The organism is Gordonibacter sp. An230, assembly GCF_002159915.1.
In the GTDB taxonomy this organism is placed as follows: domain Bacteria; phylum Actinomycetota; class Coriobacteriia; order Coriobacteriales; family Eggerthellaceae; genus Rubneribacter.
Genome location: NZ_NFJP01000023.1, coordinates 1 through 17413, shown reverse-complemented (window position 1 = coordinate 17413; position 17413 = coordinate 1). Strand labels below are relative to the sequence as shown.

General features: G+C 63.2%; 17 protein-coding genes. 5 read left to right on the top strand and 12 right to left on the bottom strand.

What is annotated here, in order from left to right:
- Nucleotides 1-583 precede the first annotated feature (583 nt).
- Together B5F40_RS11565 and B5F40_RS11560 are read right to left on the bottom strand one after the other, a co-directional pair.
- Nucleotides 584-862 carry a hypothetical protein gene (locus tag B5F40_RS11565; protein WP_446718597.1) on the bottom strand — a complete coding sequence of 93 codons (279 nt, stop codon included), beginning with the start codon at nt 860-862 and terminating at the stop codon, nt 584-586.
- Nucleotides 859-1761 (bottom strand): homocysteine S-methyltransferase family protein, encoded by a 903-nt coding sequence (locus tag B5F40_RS11560; protein WP_087194439.1) that lies wholly within the window; start codon nt 1759-1761, stop codon nt 859-861. The genes B5F40_RS11565 and B5F40_RS11560 overlap by 4 nt, the downstream gene beginning before the upstream one ends.
- A gap of 965 nt (nt 1762-2726) precedes the next feature.
- On the opposite strand from B5F40_RS11560, the gene B5F40_RS16975 reads away from it, so the two are divergent.
- Together B5F40_RS16975 and B5F40_RS11555 are read left to right on the top strand one after the other, a co-directional pair.
- Nucleotides 2727-2879, top strand: coding sequence for an FAD-binding protein (locus tag B5F40_RS16975; protein WP_140396496.1), 153 nt, complete (start codon nt 2727-2729; stop codon nt 2877-2879).
- A gap of 104 nt (nt 2880-2983) precedes the next feature.
- Nucleotides 2984-3187: a hypothetical protein gene (locus B5F40_RS11555; RefSeq protein ID WP_087194438.1), complete on the top strand. Its 204-nt coding sequence runs from the start codon at nt 2984-2986 to the stop codon at nt 3185-3187.
- Nucleotides 3188-3648: 461 nt separating this feature from the next.
- On the opposite strand, the gene B5F40_RS11550 is transcribed toward B5F40_RS11555, so the two are convergent.
- From B5F40_RS11550 to B5F40_RS11505, 10 genes are all read right to left on the bottom strand, one after another.
- Entirely contained in the window at nt 3649-3846 is a 198-nt protein-coding gene (locus B5F40_RS11550; protein WP_087194437.1) for a hypothetical protein, read from the bottom strand.
- A gap of 133 nt (nt 3847-3979) precedes the next feature.
- Nucleotides 3980-4795 carry a UTP--glucose-1-phosphate uridylyltransferase gene (locus tag B5F40_RS11545; protein ID WP_087194436.1) on the bottom strand — a complete coding sequence of 272 codons (816 nt, stop codon included), beginning with the start codon at nt 4793-4795 and terminating at the stop codon, nt 3980-3982.
- A gap of 227 nt (nt 4796-5022) precedes the next feature.
- Complete coding sequence (locus tag B5F40_RS11540) at nt 5023-5208, bottom strand: hypothetical protein (RefSeq protein WP_087194435.1); 186 nt, start codon at nt 5206-5208, stop codon at nt 5023-5025.
- Between the two features lie 184 nt (nt 5209-5392).
- Complete coding sequence (locus tag B5F40_RS11535; RefSeq protein ID WP_087194434.1) at nt 5393-6160, bottom strand: cytochrome c biogenesis protein; 768 nt, start codon at nt 6158-6160, stop codon at nt 5393-5395.
- A gap of 198 nt (nt 6161-6358) precedes the next feature.
- Nucleotides 6359-7111 (bottom strand): heme exporter protein CcmB, encoded by a 753-nt coding sequence (locus tag B5F40_RS11530; RefSeq protein WP_204217393.1) that lies wholly within the window; start codon nt 7109-7111, stop codon nt 6359-6361.
- 1 nt (nt 7112) lies between these two features.
- Complete coding sequence (locus B5F40_RS11525) at nt 7113-7814, bottom strand: ABC transporter ATP-binding protein (protein WP_446718598.1); 702 nt, start codon at nt 7812-7814, stop codon at nt 7113-7115.
- Nucleotides 7815-7844: 30 nt separating this feature from the next.
- Complete coding sequence (locus tag B5F40_RS11520) at nt 7845-10217, bottom strand: heme lyase CcmF/NrfE family subunit (RefSeq protein ID WP_087194432.1); 2373 nt, start codon at nt 10215-10217, stop codon at nt 7845-7847.
- A gap of 75 nt (nt 10218-10292) precedes the next feature.
- Nucleotides 10293-10958: a cytochrome c maturation protein CcmE domain-containing protein gene (locus B5F40_RS11515; protein WP_087194431.1), complete on the bottom strand. Its 666-nt coding sequence runs from the start codon at nt 10956-10958 to the stop codon at nt 10293-10295.
- A gap of 272 nt (nt 10959-11230) precedes the next feature.
- The gene (gene cgr1, locus B5F40_RS11510; protein WP_087194430.1) at nt 11231-11935 is read right to left on the bottom strand and encodes a cytochrome c-type protein Cgr1; all 705 of its coding nucleotides are present in this window, start codon (nt 11933-11935) and stop codon (nt 11231-11233) included.
- Between the two features lie 447 nt (nt 11936-12382).
- The gene (locus B5F40_RS11505; protein ID WP_087194429.1) at nt 12383-13717 is read right to left on the bottom strand and encodes an ammonia-forming cytochrome c nitrite reductase subunit c552; all 1335 of its coding nucleotides are present in this window, start codon (nt 13715-13717) and stop codon (nt 12383-12385) included.
- A gap of 1470 nt (nt 13718-15187) precedes the next feature.
- On the opposite strand from B5F40_RS11505, the gene B5F40_RS11500 reads away from it, so the two are divergent.
- From B5F40_RS11500 to B5F40_RS11490, 3 genes are read left to right on the top strand one after another with little or no spacing between them, the layout of a single operon-like run.
- A complete protein-coding gene (locus B5F40_RS11500) occupies nt 15188-15625 on the top strand; it encodes a hypothetical protein (protein ID WP_087194428.1) in 438 nt (145 codons plus the stop codon).
- Nucleotides 15607-16428 (top strand): ParA family protein, encoded by an 822-nt coding sequence (locus B5F40_RS11495; RefSeq protein ID WP_087194427.1) that lies wholly within the window; start codon nt 15607-15609, stop codon nt 16426-16428. The genes B5F40_RS11500 and B5F40_RS11495 overlap by 19 nt, the downstream gene beginning before the upstream one ends.
- Nucleotides 16382-17323 (top strand): ParB/RepB/Spo0J family partition protein, encoded by a 942-nt coding sequence (locus B5F40_RS11490; protein WP_087194426.1) that lies wholly within the window; start codon nt 16382-16384, stop codon nt 17321-17323. Before B5F40_RS11495 ends, B5F40_RS11490 begins: the two co-directional genes overlap by 47 nt.
- Nucleotides 17324-17413 lie beyond the last annotated feature (90 nt).

Genomic DNA, 17413 nt, shown 5'->3' with positions numbered 1-17413 from the left:
AGAGAAAGCGAACGAGGGATCCGAGCAAGGGCACAACGGCGGAGCGGATGCACGCTGCGCTCCTTCGCAAACCCAGAGCGAAGGCGCAAGAGGGCGCAAGGCGGCGGACGAGAGCGAACGGACCCTGCCAGAAAGGCCGGCGACAGCCCGGGAAGGTGTCAAGATGGCGAGGCGGATGTCGAGCCGTCGCCCGAATTTTCCCCACATGATCGAAAATGAAGAGACGGCCCGAACACCGGAGAACTCCCATGGCTCCCTTCGACAGAAACCCACCCTGCGGAGACGACGCGGAAGCGAGCAGGTCGAATCGTCCGCAACCTCCATGCCGCATCCCAGCAGAAGCCGGCCCACCGCGCACAGCCTCCTCCCCTTTTTTGCAAAGGCCCGTCGAAAGCCGCCGCGTCCAGGGCAACGGCAGGTGCGAACCGCGCAGCGGGCAAGGAAAAGGACCGACCCTCCGGGGAAGATCGACGCGAACACGACGTCGCGCATCGCTCAGGAAAGTCACCGACTGCCGACCCGGTTCTGCGGTCCCGGACCTCGCGCAAACCCTCAGAAACCGCGACGGCGGTGTCGCGCGGACTCACTCCACCGTTCCGTACACTTGGCCCCAAGCATGGCCGCCGATGGAAGAGTTCAGCTGATCGCACAGCCGCTGGCGAGTGTAAGAGCCGGGCGGAAGGAGGTTGACGACCTCCATGAGGTCGCAGGGCAGGTCGGCGGCCTCGGCGGCCACCACCACCTCGAGACGCCGAACGGCGTCTTTCGGTCCCTTGTCGGCGTAAACGGCATCAACAACGTCCTGCAGCGCGCCGTAATGGGGACTGCGCACCGCGTTCGTGTTCGAGCGGAGAGCCATCATCGCACCTCCGCGCCGAGACGCACGACATCCTCGCCCTCGCTCGCCGCCACGAGCGCCCCGGTGTACGCAGGCGTCGCATCGCCTGCAGCGCGGAGGAACTGCACACCCGCCGCACGCAGCCGAGCGCCCGCCTCCACGAGCACGTCGGGGCAGTAGTAGGGGTTGGCGACCGTGGCGGCTCCTTGCCGAGGATCGCGCTTTCCCACCACAAGCTGCGCGAGCACAGGCAGCCCGCCCGCGCCCGCAGCGCGGCGCGCAAGCGACTCGGCCGCGCCGAGCGGCGCGGACGTGGCGAATCCGACCACCGACGCCCCGTAGTCCATCATGACTCCGAGCGCGTCCTCGAACGGCCTGCCGCCAGACACGAGCCCTTCGCCGTCCACATCCACCGACGCGAACACCGGCATGTCGCTCACCTGGCGCACGCCCATGAGCGCGCACTTGAGATCGACAGGGCGGGAGAACCCGTTGAGAAAGAACGCGTCGAAGGACAGGCCCGCGAACGCACGGGCAGCTCGGGCGTACTGGTCGCGGCTCTCATTGAGCGACGCCTTGCTGGTGGGATCGAGCGGCAGCCCGCATGGACCGATCTCCGCGAGCACATGCTGGGGCCGAAGCTCCGAGGCTGCGGCGAGCGCAGCACGCGCCACCTCTTCCGCACGGCGCTCCATGCCGTGATGCGCAAGGCGCGCCGGCGTGATACCCTCCGTGCACGCGACAAGGCACTGCGCGCCGGCCGCTTGGCACAGTCGCAGGGCGTCGCGCACGGCCTCCGGCTCGACGAGGCACGCGTACTCGAGGTCGCGCTCAATGTCGAAACCCTGTCGGGCAAGTACGGGGATCACGGGGCTGGAAAGCACGAGCATGTCTTTGTGAAAGCGCAAGGCGATATCGGGCATGGGAAATCCTTTCGTCAGTCTCGCATGATACCAAAACCCGCCGCCGCGCGGGCGCGCGAACCAAGCGCGCGACACCACCTAATCGACAGCCCCCCGAACGAAGTCCTTCGCAATGCGGCCCCGCACGTCCGCCCCCCACCCCATCGCAGAAAGCACGTTCGCAAGCCAATCCACCCCGCAACGCCGCGGACGGACAAAGGGCGCGGAAAAGGGAGGGGTCGAGAGAGGGGCGGGAAACCGATCAGCAAGGATGAGAGCGAAACGCACGTCGCCCCTCCCGATTCCAAAATCGCACCTCGACAGCCTTACCAACAAGCGCGACCTGCCCATTCATTGAACTCCCAACGTCGTTACACAAGACGAACACGACCTGATCACATGTTTTTCAAGGGTTACTTCTATAATTGACCTCGCAAACGAAAGATTCCCCTCCTTTCAGTTTGTACTGCTTTCCCCTAAAAAGCAGTAGCGGTGCTGAAGCACCGCATCATCCCCTCCTTGTGGCCCGGTGGAGCTCCCCTCTCCCCGGGCCGATCTTTTTCCTCCTTTCAGCGACCGCACCGGCTCTGGCAAACCTCGGGCTTGCCGCGCTTAACGAGACCGATGCCAAAACGACGAAGCGCGCGGACGCGCAACCTGTCCCCCTCCAGTCGGCAAACCGCCTCGCAAGCTCCGAATCACAGGCACTCACATCATCAATGCGATTGCCGTCCAGCCCTTTTCGCCCATAGTCGCGCACAACGGCCCGCCCAAGCGGCGGAAAAGAGCGATTCGAGGAGGAGTTCGCCATGGAGCAAACGGTATCGAGGAGGAAGCTTTTGTCGGAAGCGGGCGTGATCGCGGCAGGACCGGGCGCCTTCAGCATCCACTGATGCGCGCCGTCGGGCAATGCCGAGCCGCAGAAGGACACGGGAAACCGGGACGAGGAGGCCGACGTCCTTGCTCTCGGCGCCTGAGGCGCAGGCCTGACCGCAGCCATCGTCGCAGCGCGCGGCGGCACAGCAGCCACCGTGCTCGAAGCGGCATCGCCGGCCGGCGGCAATACCATCAACTCGTCGGGAGTCATCAAAGCAGCAGGAACCGAAGGGCGGAAGGGCAAAAGGCGCTCGCAAGCATAAGCGACGACACGCCCGAAAAGCACGCGAAGCACTGCGGCGAAGGACAGCTCGACGAAGAGCTCGCGCGCTTCGCGTGCGAGCAAGCGCCGTCCGGCAGCGAACTCATGAAGGAGCTCGGCCTCACTTACGAGGCGGTGCACGGCAACGGAGTCGTGCCCAACGTCGATTCCAGCGTCATCGCGCCGCGCATCCACCTCGGCGGCACCGACGAAAACGACCTCGTGTACGGACAGGCCCATGTTGCCGCACTGCTCAAAGCGGCCGAGGAGGCGGGCGCGGCCTTCGTGTACGACACCGCAGCGAAATAGCGCGTCCAAAACGACCGGGGCGTGGTGACCGGCGTGTCGCGGACGACAAGAAGCGCTATCGGGGCGGGAAAGCCGTTATTGGCCACCTGCAGCTAGATCGCACGCCTCGCACCGCCACAAGCCCTCCCAAGGTTCCGCATCTTGCAACGGCAGCCCATCTTCCCACCCGAAAAAGCTGCGCATCCCGCGGAATCGCCATCGCTTTCGGAACGCCCCGGCCCGTGCATCCCGACCGGAGCCATGGCGCGGCACGAGCGATAGCCGGGAAAGGCTTTCCGCGACGAAGAGATGCCTTTTTTTCGAATGCGTCGACCCTGCCGAAAAATGTGCATATGCACAACAAGAAGCAAAATGATCATTGTTGCAATTTCGCCCAACCAGAATGCTGGCAGCAAATCCGCCCATATGAGCATTGAAATTCATGCGTCAATCGCCTTTAGTGACCCCAATTCACAAAACGATCACGCGTGCCACATATCATTTTCAACCTCAGCTTTTATAATGGCTTCAGCAAACGAAAGGTTCCCCTCCTTTTCAGTTTGCATCTGCTTTTCCCCTAAAGCAGAGCCGGTGCCTTCAAGGCACCGCACCATCCCCTCCTTGTGGCCCGGTGGAGCTCCCCTCTCCCCGGGCCGATCTTTTCTCGAACCCCTCTGCATCCCCGCGCTCCTTCTGCAAGCCTTCGATCCTTCGGCATGTCGCCATTGTCACACGCCCGCGGCGGCGCAGCGCCCAAAGGCGCAGCGCCGAGACCCGCAGAGCTCAGGCATCCGGATCCTCCGAAAAGCCGGGTTAGCGCTCGGAAAGACGGCGGAACAAGATATTGTTCGTCTCAAGCCAGCTTTCCACGGTGCCGGTGTCGAAGCCGTCGGCGGGGTCGATGACGAGCGCGTACATCTCCTCCTCGCGCAGCACGGCGTCGAGCGCGTCGGTGAGCTGGATCTCGCCGCCCACGCCGGGCTGCACGTCGGCCAGAAGCTCCATCACGCGTGGCGAGAGCAGGTAGCGACCGAACACGGCCAGGTTCGAAGGCGCGTCCTCGAGCGCCGGCTTCTCCACGAGCGCGTCCACCTTCCACACGTCGTCGGCCACGGCTGCGCCCGCGATGACGCCGAAGCGGCTCACCTGGTCGTCCGGCACCGGCATCACGGCGATCACGCTCGCGCCGCCGTGCGCGTCGGACACCTCCTGCATGCGGGGCAGCATCTTGTTGTCGGGCACCAGCACGTCGCCCAGAAGCACGTAGAACGGCTCGTCGCCGGTCTTCTCGGCCGCGCAGCGCACGGCATGCCCCAGGCCCAGCGCCTCGTCCTGGTACACGTAGCTCACGTTGTAGGCGCCCACCTTCTCCACGAGGTCGGCGTAGCGGTCCTTGCCGCGGGCGCGCAGCGTGGCCACGAGCTCCGGGTTCGGCGAGAAGTGCTCCTCGATGGCCTTCTTCTCGCGGCTGTTGATGATGACCACCTCGTCGGCGGCCGACGCCAAGCCCTCCTCCACCACGTACTGGATGGCTGGACGATCCACCACGAGCAGCATCTCCTTGGGCTGGGCCTTCGTGGCGGGCAGGAAGCGCGTGCCGAGGCCGGCTGCGGGAATGAGAGCCTTCATGCAAGGAACCCTTTCTTCTCGAACAACAGAAGAGGCGCCGCGATCCTGCGGCGCCTCGTGAAAATCGCTGCGACTATTGTAGCACGAACGTCATGAACGGCAGCGTTCCATGCGCTTGCCGTAACGGAACCCTCGGTTCGACGCTCGATCCAGAGCAGGAAGCGCCCCCCCCCCGCCCGGCCTATCAGCCAATAAGAGCGCGCAACGTTGGGAGGCGAAGGAGGGGGCTATTTGACCTGCTGTTCGGCTAGCGCCTCCTCCAGCACGGCCATCTGCTTCTCGGCCTTCTTGAAGCCCATCATGATGATGAGCGCGTACACCAAGATGGCAACCCACATGAGCGCATACGCGCCGATGATGAACGGCATGGACGGAGCCACGGTGCTGTAAATCTCAACGAGAACCGGATTCATGGTTTGCTCTCCTTCTTGTCTCATAGGTCGAACATATACGTCAACGAGACGCCTCGCAGTGCCTCGAATCGCCGTGTTGCGCGGCCGAACGCGCTCTGCACGTGAGGAAAAGCGCAAAAGCGGCGAGGCGGAGCGCTGCGAGGCGCCGCGGCGTCGAGCCGTTCGGCAGAACGGCGGAAACCGATCAGTCCTCCAGCTGCTCCTTCAGAGCCTCCACGCGCTCCGCCAGGCGCACCTGGCGGAAGCGGAGGCGGTAGAGCGCGAAGCCCACCATCGCGATGCCAGCCAGGCAGAACATGAGCGTGATGCCCATGTCGCCTGACATGCCGCCCTCGCGCACCACCACCGGGTGGATACTCGACGGAATGAGGCGCGTCACCATAAAGCAGATGGGCACGTCGACGAGCGCGATGATGGCGAGCACGGCCCCGTAGGTGGCGCGGCGCTCGGGCTCGTCGATGGCGTTGCGCAGGATGAAGTACGCGATGATGATGAGCATGAGGATGAGGTACGTTGTCAGGCGCGGATCCCACGTCCACCACACGCCCCACTCGAACCTCGTCCACAAATCGCCCGTGATCATCGTGCAGACCACGAACAAAAGGGCCACTTCCATCGCAATCTTCGAGCAAGTGTCGAAGCGGCGATTCTTCGTCATAAGAAAGCGAACCGCATAATAGCCCGCAAAGCCAAGCGCCGCGAACGACGTGATGGCCACCGGCATGTGGAAGTAGAAGATCTTCTGCGACAGCAGCAGCACGTTCGTGACCATCTGCCCGCCGATCATCTCGACGCCGTTCACCGCGGCGCCGTTCACGGGAGAGGCCCACAGAAACGCCAGCAGGAAGCCGATCGTCGACAGCACGATGCCCGCCACGAGCACCGCCGGCGCGATCCGGTCGGGCCACTGCCCCGCCTCCGGAAGCTTGGGCGTCTTCTTCGTTTCGGTCATGAACACCCCTTCTCTCTACTCGTCCAGTTATTTCAGCCCCCGCCTTCTCGACGGGGAAAGCATCGAGGTTCCAGGCCGCCGCGCTTCCCGACCGCGTCCGCCTTGCCCTGCGGAAGCGAACCAAGGAGCGGCAAGGCGAAACGCAACGGAGCGCCCGCGGCGCTGCAAGGCTCCGGTGACCGACAGGCCACTGCAACGCTATGCGCTGATCACGAAATCATACAGCACCCATGAAACCAAGATCATGATCACGTCGTAGCCGCCCGCGAGCGCCAGCGACGTCAGCATCACGTCCGCGTACCCCTCCGCCCCCACAATGGCCGCGGTCGTGGCGGACACGCAGGCGTACAGCAGCGGGAAGATCAGCGGGATGAACAGCACGGCCAGCATGACGTCCTTGCCGCGCGTGTTGATGGTGATGGTGGAGAGCAGCGTGCCGATGCCCGCCACGCCCACGGTGCCCACGAGCAGCGGCACCACGAGCAGCCAGAAGCTCTCCGAGGGCGTGGTGGTGGTCAGGAAGAAGAAGTAGAACAGCGGCACGGCCACCACTTCCACCACCAGCAGGAACAGCAGGTTCGACGTCGCCTTCGCCAGGAACACCACCGAGCGGTCCATCGGCACGAGCAGGATGCCCTCGAGGCAGCCCTGCTCCTTCTCGTGCGCGAACGAGCGGTTGAGGCCCAGGAGCGACGTGAACACGATGAGCGCCCACAGCAGGCCGCCCGACATCTGCAGGATGTCGGTGGTCTGCGAGGTCTGCGCGAGCGCCGCGCCGTAGACGATGATCACCAAGAGGGCGTAGATGCCCATGGAGGTGAGCATCTCCTTCGTGCGGAACTCCTGCTCCAGGTCTTTGCGCAAAAGCGTCTTGTACTGCTGGAACGTGGAGGGCTTCATGAGCGCCACGCCGCCCGCCGTGCGCACGGTCGCGCCCTTCTCGGCCGCCATCTTAAGCCACCCCCATGCCGACGGTCGAGCGGTACAGGGCCGCGAACTCGTCGAAGTCGAAAGCGTCCTTCTGGTCGAACGCCACCACGCGGCCGCGCGCCAGCACGAGCGCGTGCGTGCACATGGCGAAGCCCTTCTGCAGGTCGTGGCTCACCATGACGAACGCGCGGCCCTCGCGCTGCCGCTCGATGAGCTCATCGAATATCTCCACCGCATGCGGGTCGAGGCCCGAGTACGGCTCGTCCAGAAACACGACGTCAGGATCGTGGATGAGCGCGCGGGCGATGGAGAGGCGCTGCGTCATGCCGCGCGAGAACGTGCGCACCACGTCGAGGCGGCGATGTTTCAGCTCCACCGCCTCCAACAGCTCCATGACGCGCGCCTCGGGGTCGACCACCCCGTAGAGGCGCGCGTAGATCATGAGGTTCTGCTCGGCCGTGAGGTCCGGGTAGAGCATCGAGTTGTGCGAGATGAGCCCGATATGGTCGCGCGCTCGGTCGGGCTCCTCCTTCAGGTCCACGCCCATGAGCGTGGCTTTGCCGGACGTGGCGCGCGACAGCGTGGACAGCACGCGCAGAAGCGTGGTCTTCCCCGCCCCGTTCGGACCGAAGATGGACAGGAACGCCCCTTGCGGCACCTCGATGGTCACGTTGTCGACAGCCTTGCGGTTGCCGAACACCTTCGAGAGCTTCTTCGTCCTGATCGCAGGCTCAACCGCAGCTTCCATGGCGCATTACGCCTCTTCCCTCTTCTTCTCGTCGGCCTTCGACGCAGCCGCAGCCGGCGCCGAACCCAGGGCGACGTCGACGGCGCCTTTGACGGCAGCCTCAACCACGCCGTCGGCCGTCACCACATCGACGACGGTTTCGAAAACCACGCTCGAATCCTCGCCCTTCGCCGTCGAAGCCCCACGTGACAGACCGCCCTCGGAAGGCTCCTCGTCCAGCTTGCGCTTCGCACCGCGCCGTCCGAACGTCGACACCACGACGCCAGCCATGAGCAGGAAGAATCCCGCCCACACGAACGAGATGAGCGGGTTCACCCTCACGTCCATGGAGAAGTCGCCCTCGGTGTTCACGCCGCGATACACCACGAAAAGATCCTCAGTCGGGAAGGAGATGACGCTGGCCACGAGCTTCTGCTGCTGCGTGGACTGAACCAACTGCACGGTCGGCTCCACCGTACCGAGCGGCTGCCCATCCTTCTGCACGTCGAAGCGGACGGTGTAGAGGATGTCGTCACCGTTGTCCTGGGGCTTCACGGAGTTTCCGGCATAGGAGAGCGTGAAGTCCTGGATGGCGAAGGATTCCGCGACCGTGTCCGTCTCCTCGTCGTAATCGATGTAGCCCACGCGCTCGGTCACGTACATGGACGACCCGATGAGGCCCACGAGGATGACCGCCATGCCGAGGTGCGCCACGAAGCCGCCGAACGTGGACGCTCGATTCACGAGCATGCCCCATGCGGCCGCAAACGCGTTGCCGCCATGGCCCTTCCGGTAGCCGCGGATAGCGCGGCCAAGGACGAACAACGAGTTGAAGAACAGCAAGCTCGCCACGAGGAAGCCCACAACCGCGAGCCCGTTGTAATACCACGACGGATTGAGGACGCCCAGCATATCGGAAGCCGATTGGTCGCCCGAAACCGCAAGGCCGCTGTAATACTCGAGATTGGCATTGTAGCTGGGTAGGAGGTACATCGCGAAGTACACCATGAGCATCGCAAAGAGCACGAGCGCGCAGGCGCCGGGGATGCGAGCCCGCTTCCAGAACTGCTTGCCCTCGGTCTTGCTCCACGAAAGAAGCGGGCACACGGCCAGGATGGCCAGGTACACCACGCCGAGCGGACGCGCGATGGCATCGTAAGTGCCGGTGGAGACGGTCTGCCCGCCCAACGGCAACCACGAGGGCAGCGCCGACGCCACCGTGAGATACGTCAAAAGCAGCGTGAACACCACCATGATGACGTTGTTGAAGTAGTAAGCGGCGTCCTTCGACACCATGCTCTCCACATCGTCTGAGCCTGTGGCGACCGGGCCGAAGCTTCTCCAGCGCACGGCAAGGCCCACGATGCCGGCCAGCACCGATACGCCGATCAGGCCGCCGAACAGCACGAGCGACACGTTGTCGCCCTCGAAGGCGTGCACGGACTGCACGAGGCCCGAACGCGAGATGAACGTGCCCACGATGACGAACGCGAACGTGAGGCACGCGCACATGACCGACCAGCGCTTGAACGCGCCGCGCTGGCGGTACACGGTGAAGCTGTGGATGAGCGCCACGCCCACGAGCCATGACAGCAGGCTCGCGTTCTCGACGGGATCCCAGCCCCAGTAGCCGCCCCAGCCGAGCACCACGTAGGCCCACACGGCACCGAGGCCGATGCCGACGCCCAAGAACAGCCAAGAGAACAGCGCATAGCGCTGCGAGCGCACCACCCACTCTTTGGAAGAGTCGTTCACGATGAGCGCCGCGATGGCGTAGGCGAACGGGATGGTGAGACCGGCGTAACCCACGAACAACGTGGGAGGATGGATGGCCATGGCCCAATGCTCGAGCAGCGTGTTCATGCCAAACGTCGACGCGGCGGCAGTTAGGTTGCCCGAAGCGTCGAAGTACTTGGCCGCGGTGGCCGTGAACGGCATGTTGCTCTCGGAGAACAAGAGGACGCACACGAACGCTGCGAGCACGACCTGCGACACAAGAAGCGCCATGGAATCAAGGCGTTTGGTGCCTTTGAGGTTGCGCGCGGCAACCACGGCGTTGAAGGCGGCGATGAGCCACGCCCAGAACAGGAGCGAGCCCTGCCGCCCCGCCCACAAGCCGGCGAGCTTGTAAAGCCAGGCAAGATCGCCCGAGGCGTCGCTGTGGTAGTCGAGGACGTACTCGATGGTCATGTTGCCGGTCATGAAGCAGTACACGAGAATGCCGCAGCACGCCGTGAGGCCCGCGAAAGACAGGAACACAGCGACGTGCCCCGCCCACGTGAGCGTTTCGCCGAGATCGCGCTTGCGCTTGCGCATAAGCGCGCCCGCGACGAGGCACACGACGGACACTGCGACGCCCGCAAAGGCGACGAGCAGTCCGATCAGTCCGAATGTTGACATGCGCTCTATCCTTTCAGACGGCGGCGGGCACGGGCCCGCCGCCTGTCACGTTACCATGCAAGAGGCGCGCGGAGCTTATCCTTCGAGGGCCAAATCGGTTGCCGCAAACTTACCCTGCTCGTCGAGCGAGCCGGTCAGCACGAGGCCCGCGCCGTCGGACACCCCCTCGGGAATCGCCCCGTCGTAGAGCACGGAAAGCTCGTCCCCGCTCTCGGGGTCGACGAGAACGAGACGCTCATCCGAGTCCACCGCAGCGAGCGTGCCGGCCTTCACCTGACCGGCTACCTTGACGGGCTTGCCCGCGACCTCTTCCCCGTACTCGAGCAGCCGCGCGATCGTGAGGGCCTCGGAGGCGTTCTCGTACTTCGACGGGCACTTCGTGACGAGTTCGCTGGCATGGAGCACGCCGTCTTCGCCGATCTTGCCCGTGCAGATGGCCGTCACGTCGTTGCCGAACGTGGCGGACACACCCCCGTCGTAGCGCACCTTGAGCTCCTGAGAGGGATCGCCCTCGGGATCGAAGATCGAGAAAGTCAGCACATCGTCGTTCGTTTGAAACGAATTCTCGACGACGTTGCCGGTCACCTGTATTCTCTGATCAGCAAAGCCGCCGGTCGCAGCATCCGCCACCGTCACCGCCTTCGCCGAACCGGATCCGGCCACGACAGCCAGGACAACGATCAGCACGATGACGATGACTCCGGTCACCACGCCCATGCGCCGCTTCGTTTTCGCGTTCACGTTCGCCTCCTCGAGTGATTCTCTCGCGGTCATTTTCACGTACCGCAAAGTTCCGAAGAACGCAATGGCGCGGAATTCAAAGATTCACCACGGAGCCGCATCGCATCGACCGCGCCGTGCGTCGAAATCGCGGCGCATGCCCCGTTGAGGTCATTTCGTTCTTCGAGTCTTTGACAAGGGAGCCCGTCCAAGCGCTCACGCGCTTGAGGCGGGCTCCCTCTCGCTATTCGGTTCTCCGTCCGCCGTCAGACGGAAAAGTCGCGCCGTGCGGCCTACGCGCCCTGAAGCTTGTTGGCCTCGGCGCTCGTCAGCCAGCCGGCGGGCAGCTTGCTCTCGGTGTGGCACTGCGTGCAGTAGTCCACGGAGGCGCGGTGCGCCTTGTGGCACTCGCTGCAGTCGATCTCGCCGTGCTGCGACACGTGCGGATTGTAATCCATGTCCTCGGTCATGCCCGCGAGATCGTCGCGCGTCATGTTATGGCAGGCCTCGTTCAGGCAGAACTGCTCGCCCTCGAGCCCGCGCGCCTCGGTCAGCTGGTCGAGGTCGCGCTCCTCGAGCGGGTACACGTAGCTGCCCGTGATCCAGTTGGCGCCCTCGCTGATCTGCTCGCCGAGGGACGGGACGTGGCAGCCCATGCAGGTCGTGCCCTCCTGGGCGCGGTGCGTGGCGGCCATCATGCTGGACGCGTCGGCAACCTCGTTGCCCCACTTGTCGACGGACGGCTGGCCCGGCTCCGCCTCGTAGGTGGGCAGGTACGGATCCATCGGCGTATGGCAGATGGCGTTGCAGAAGCTCGGCTGCTCATGCCAAACCCAGAAGCCGGCACCGGCTGCAATCAAGACGACCACCACGACGCCCACGACGATCGGCCACTTCTTCATTCCCGTTTTCTTGGGAGCGGCTTCCTCGGTCATGGGAGCATCGTTGTTGGCGGCTGCCTCGGTGGCGGCTTCCACTTTGGTCTCCTCTTCGCTCATGCTCTCTTAACCTCCTCTCTTCTTCTCTCAGGCTTGCATCTCCGTTCGCTTCCGTAAATCGAGCGCCGTCGAATCGGCCCCAAACGGAAACACAAGCACTTTACCACATGCATCCTAGCGTTCAAGCGACAAAAAACCTATCACCCATTTGGGGGGAATTAGCCCGAAACACCCCCGTTTTTCGTGTGAATCGGCTTTTTCGACCCTCTTTCTCGCTTGGAGGGCAAAGGGAACCGAAGGCTTAACGAAGGGGCCGCCCTTTCGCGCACACCGACGAAACCGCGTTGCGAAAAGAGGCGGTGGACGCCGAGCGCAAACGCAGCGTCGCCGGGGAAGGGCGCGCCCGTCGCGAAGCGCGGGCGGGGCGCGGGGAGTAAGCACCCGCGCCCCGCCCGCAGCCCTCTGAACCGAAAATGCTCCAGGCGCATGCGCCAATTCAGGCAGCAGCTACGCAAGCAGTGCGAGCCCTTCGTCGACCGCGGCCTCGGCCTTGTCGAGCGTCTCGCGGGTCAGCACGGAGTTGTGCGCGCCCTCGCTGTTCTCCACCATCACGAAATCCCAGTAGAACTGGGCGTTGCGCTGCAGAGTCCACAGGCTCTGAAGCTCCTCGGAGGCTGCTGGAACCTCGCCACCCGCCTCTTTGGCGGCCTTGATGGCGGAGATCTCGTCGGCGTAGCGTTCGGAAACCTGTTTGATCAGCTGCTCGATCTTCTCGCTGATCGACGTCACGCGCTCCTCTTCCTCCGCCTGAATGTCCTTCACCTTCTTCTCGAGGTCGTCATGGCACGAGCTGCAATCGCTCTCGACGAGCTGTTGGTTCTCAAGCGGGCTCGTCCAGTTATGCGAGGTGTACTCGCCGTCCTCGCCCTCGGTGACACCCATATGGCAATCGGCGCAGCTGTAACCCTGCTTCGCCATGGGGGCCTTATCGCCGCCGTACATCGTCTCGAACTCGGTGTGCTGTACCTTGATCATCGGGGCGAGCGTATCAGCATGCTCCCAATCCTTGTACCCGCGCTCGTCGTAGTACGCCAGAATGGCGTCGGGAGTCATCTCGTCGGCACCCTCGTAGGGATTGGTGGTGACCTTCGTGTCGGGATCGAAGTAGTATTCGTTGTGGCATTGCCCGCACACCTGCGAGTCCATGGGGATCTCGCTCGCCTCGCCGTAATCGCTCCCGAGCGACTTCACGAAGTACTGTCCGGTCACGCTCAGCGACTGAGGCTCGTTCTCGTGGCAGTTGTAGCAGCTGATCGGCTCGGTGAACTCACCGATCATATCGTTGAACTTCTCGGCGTACACCCCGTCGCCCTCGCTGCCGACCTTCGCCGTGAACTGGGGCGTCTTGCAGGTGATGCAGTTCGCCATCTGCTCTTTCTTCGTGGTGCGCGGTGATTCCTTCACGCTTTGGAGCGCATAGACGTGGCTGGACGCCTCGTCGTATCCCAGCGCGAACGCGTAGCCTTTGTACATCGTGTTCAAGGCGGGGTACAGCTCTAGGTAATCATGCTTGCCCGAATCGGGCGAATTCGCCTCGTTCTCCATGTAAGAGTTGTACTGGTAAGGATAGACGTCCTTCCACGCTTCGGCGGTGACCACGCCGTACTCGTCCGCTTCGGGCGTTCCCTCCTGCTGCGGAAGCTTGGCGCTGCTTGTCGCGCCCGCATCGTCGCCCGCATCGGTCGCAGACTGCGGCGCGCATGCGGCGAGACCTGCAACCAGGCCGAACGCGCACAGCGAGGCGCCCCAGAGCACAGCCTTGTTTCTCTTGACCTTCGTCATGAGCCCTCCTCCTTTCGTCTGGCGGTCACTCCTCCATGAAATATACACGGCCCTTTCCGTCGAGACGGCGACCTTGGCGAGCGTCAGGGAATTCCCCGATCAAGCAAGGGGAAAATCCTAGTCGGGCGTCCCGCATGGGGCCCCTCGCCCATTGCCGGCTCGCCACGCGTCTTGCAGAGCCTCCCTCGTCTCCGCGACGGGAATAGGCTCTGCCGAAGCGGTCGGAACCTCGCGATCAGCAGCGCAGCATGAGGGGCTGATCAGGCCGAAATCAGCATCTGAGAGGCCGAAGTGGTCCGGAAGGGCTGCAGCCGCCTGCGATCTCGGCACGCGCCGAAAAGCACGGTCGCCTGCGCATGCGCGAGAGCCGACCCACGCGACCCCCCCCCCGTGAAGAGCGCTGCAGGAAAAGGGGCTTTTCCGATTCGCCCGCCACGCCCTCGCGCGTAGGAAGCCGCTCGACATGCGGACTTGGCGATCCTTTCTTTCCAAACGTGCTGCTCGGTCTTTCTTCTATCGCCCGCACCGATCACGCGCCTTCCGCGTCCACGCAAAGCGATCCTCGATCGAGATACGCACGATCAGCGAACGATTTCAGGGGCAGGAAAAGAAGGGGCGGAAGATGCGAGGCCTCCGAGCAGTCCTAACGCGCCCATCGCGACAACGAAGCCGTTTGCTGATCGCGAATATCCCTCGAAGAACAGGGCGAGGCAGACGCACAGGAGCGGCCAAGCGAATCCGAACGGCCCTCTGAGCCGATCATCCACCAGCACGAAGAGACGCGCTTACGGAAATCGCAGCATGCAAAAAGGCCGGAGGCTGATCCTCCGGCCCTCAAGATTCCGTGGTGGAGATGATGGGATTCGAACCCACGACCCCCACGTTGCGAACGTGATGCTCTCCCAGCATGAATGTTTACGATAGAAAATGCCTTCTTTCGAAGAAAACATTGAGTCTACCAGCGGTTATACGAAGAGGCTTACTTATCGTATATGTATATTGCGCTTGCAAGATTTTGACGAATTTCACTGTAATTCACTGCGTTATGCCTTTTGCTGTGCATTGCGACAACGGTTCGACCCAACACCGTTCGCTTGTCTTCAAGTTTCTTATCGGGCAAAGCTCGTTTCGGAGTCTCGTTTTCTGCATACATAAGGGGCGGGTAGCTTATCCGCCCCGATGCCGTCGCAAGAGAGCGGTACGTGCATCCTTGCGGATTAGCAAAAACTAGAACCAAAAATGATCTGGATAAAACGCAACGGCTCAGCGTGCCTGTTCTTTGCGACAGCTAAACGAAACGGATCTAGATGAGGCAAGCGCGCATTAGTCCAGACCAAGCAATCTCGTGCCGATTATTCGAAACACGCTCTTCTGACCACCCGATAACGATTTGTGCGTCGTATCGGCAAAGCGTGAAGTCCGAGCCCAGAGCACGAAAAGCAGGTGCGCGACCGAGAGAGGAGAGCAGACGTGGAGAAATTGCAGCCAGAGGACAAGGTCAGAAAAATAACCGAGGCGTTCATCAAATCAAGGGGCATGAGCGTCGTATTGCCAGACATCAGCGACCTGGGAAGCGGCATTGCGGACATCGCAGCCAAAGACGGCGAATGCCTCGTGCTCGTCCGCATCGAGGCGAGGTTCGGCTACGATCCCGCCCCTCCTCCGCCTTTCTCGCTGAACAGGCGAAGGGTATTCGAGGTCGTGTCGCTGCTCGAATCGAACGAGAACCTCCCCGCCTTCTCGAAGGTGAGGCTCGATCTGGCGGTGCCCAGAATCGTCCCCGGCAACAGGGCTCTTATGATGTACGTGCACGACCATCTGGAGATGCAGGACGAGCCCCTTCCCTCCAGGCAAGCGCCGAAGCTGCACCGCGGAAAGGGGAAGAAGCCGTGCGAACCAGAACGATAGCGATAGCGAACCAAAAGGGCGGCACCGGGAAGAGCACGACAGCGGCAAGCCTAGGCATAGCACTCTCCATGCGCGGGAAGAGGGTGCTGCTCGTCGACGCGGATCCTCAAGGCGATCTGACGACCTCGCTTGGATGGGACCCCGACAGGCTCGAAACTACCCTCTCCACGCACCTGGAGAAATCCATGCTCGACGAGCCCTTCCCCCCGCTCGAAGGGGTTCTCCGGCATAAGGAGGGCGTAGACCTCATGCCCGCGAACATCGACCTGTCGGCGGCGGACATGGCGCTCGTCAACGCCATGAGCAGAGAGCACGCGCTTAAGACCTGGCTCGACGAGGCGAAGAGGGGCTACGACTATGTGCTGATCGACTGCCCGCCTTCCCTCGGGATGATGACGGTGAACGCCCTCACTGCTGCCGACGGGGTGCTCATACCCGTGCAGGCGCAGTTCCTGCCTGCAAAAGGAATGACGCAGCTCATAAAGACCATAGGACGCGTCAGGCGCCGCATCAACCCAAACCTTGCCATCGAAGGCGTTCTCATCACCCTCGTTGATGCCAGGACGAACCTTGCACGCCGCACCGAGGAGAACATCCGAGCCGAATACGGCGGGGCGATCAAGGTCTTCGAGTCGACCGTCCCCATGGCGACCCGCGCCGCGGAGGCACCCGCATTCGGCGAGAGCGTGTTTTCCGTCGACCGCTCGGGAAAAGTCGCCGCAGCGTACGCGGCGCTCGCAAAGGAGGTGATTGCCGATGCCCCGCGCGAGAGAGATACCCTTCAATCTGCCGTCTGTAGATGAGCTGTTCACCGACCAGGAAGAAAGGGACGATGCCCTGCGGGAGAAGGTGACGGACATTCCCCTTTCCCTGATCGACCCCTTTCCGGACCATCCCTTCCACGTCAGAGACGATGACGACATGGCCGACCTCGTCGCCAGCGTCGCCTCGGTCGGAATCCTCACCCCGCTGACGGTTCGCCCGAAGGAGGACGGTCGTTACGAGCTGGTGAGCGGGCACAGGAGAAAGCGCGCCGCAGAGCGCGCCGGGCTTTCCGAGGTGCCTGCGGTGGTCAGGCAGATGACCCGCGACGAGGCAATAGTGGCGATGGTCGATGCCAACATGCAGCGCGAGCGGATCCTGCCGAGCGAAAAGGCGTTCTCGTACAAGATGAAGCTCGAGGCTCTGAAGCGGCAGGGGCATCGCACGGACCTGACTTGTGTTCCATCGGAACACAAGTTGCGCGGAACCAAGGCGCGGGACCTCGTGGCGAGGGAGTCGGGGGAGAGCGCGAGTCAGATTCGCCGCTACATCCGCCTGACCGAGCTGCTTCCCGAGCTGCTCGATATGGTTGACGAAGGGTCGATCGGCATGAGGCCCGCCGTGGAAATCAGCTATCTCTCCAAGCCGGAGCAGCTTTCCCTTTACCGAGCCATTGAGGAGCAGGTGAGCACTCCGTCTCATGCGCAGGCGATCAGAATGAGGCGCTGCGCGGAGGAGGGCGCCCTCACTCCCGCCCTCATTCGGTCCATCATGGAGGAGAGCAAGCCCAACCAGACCGCGCATTTCCGAATGCCCAGAAGCAAGATAGCGCGCTTCTTCAAGCCTGACGCATCGCGCGAGACGATCGAGGAGCGGATTGTGAGGGGGTTGGAGCTGCTGGAAAGGCAGGAAAGGAAACGCGGCCTTGACCGATGAAATCGCAGATTCAGGGGGCTCCCCGGCCGCCTCCCGGCGGCAGTGCGCCCTGGGTTCCCCCCTCCCCACACCAGTCTCTTAAACACAACT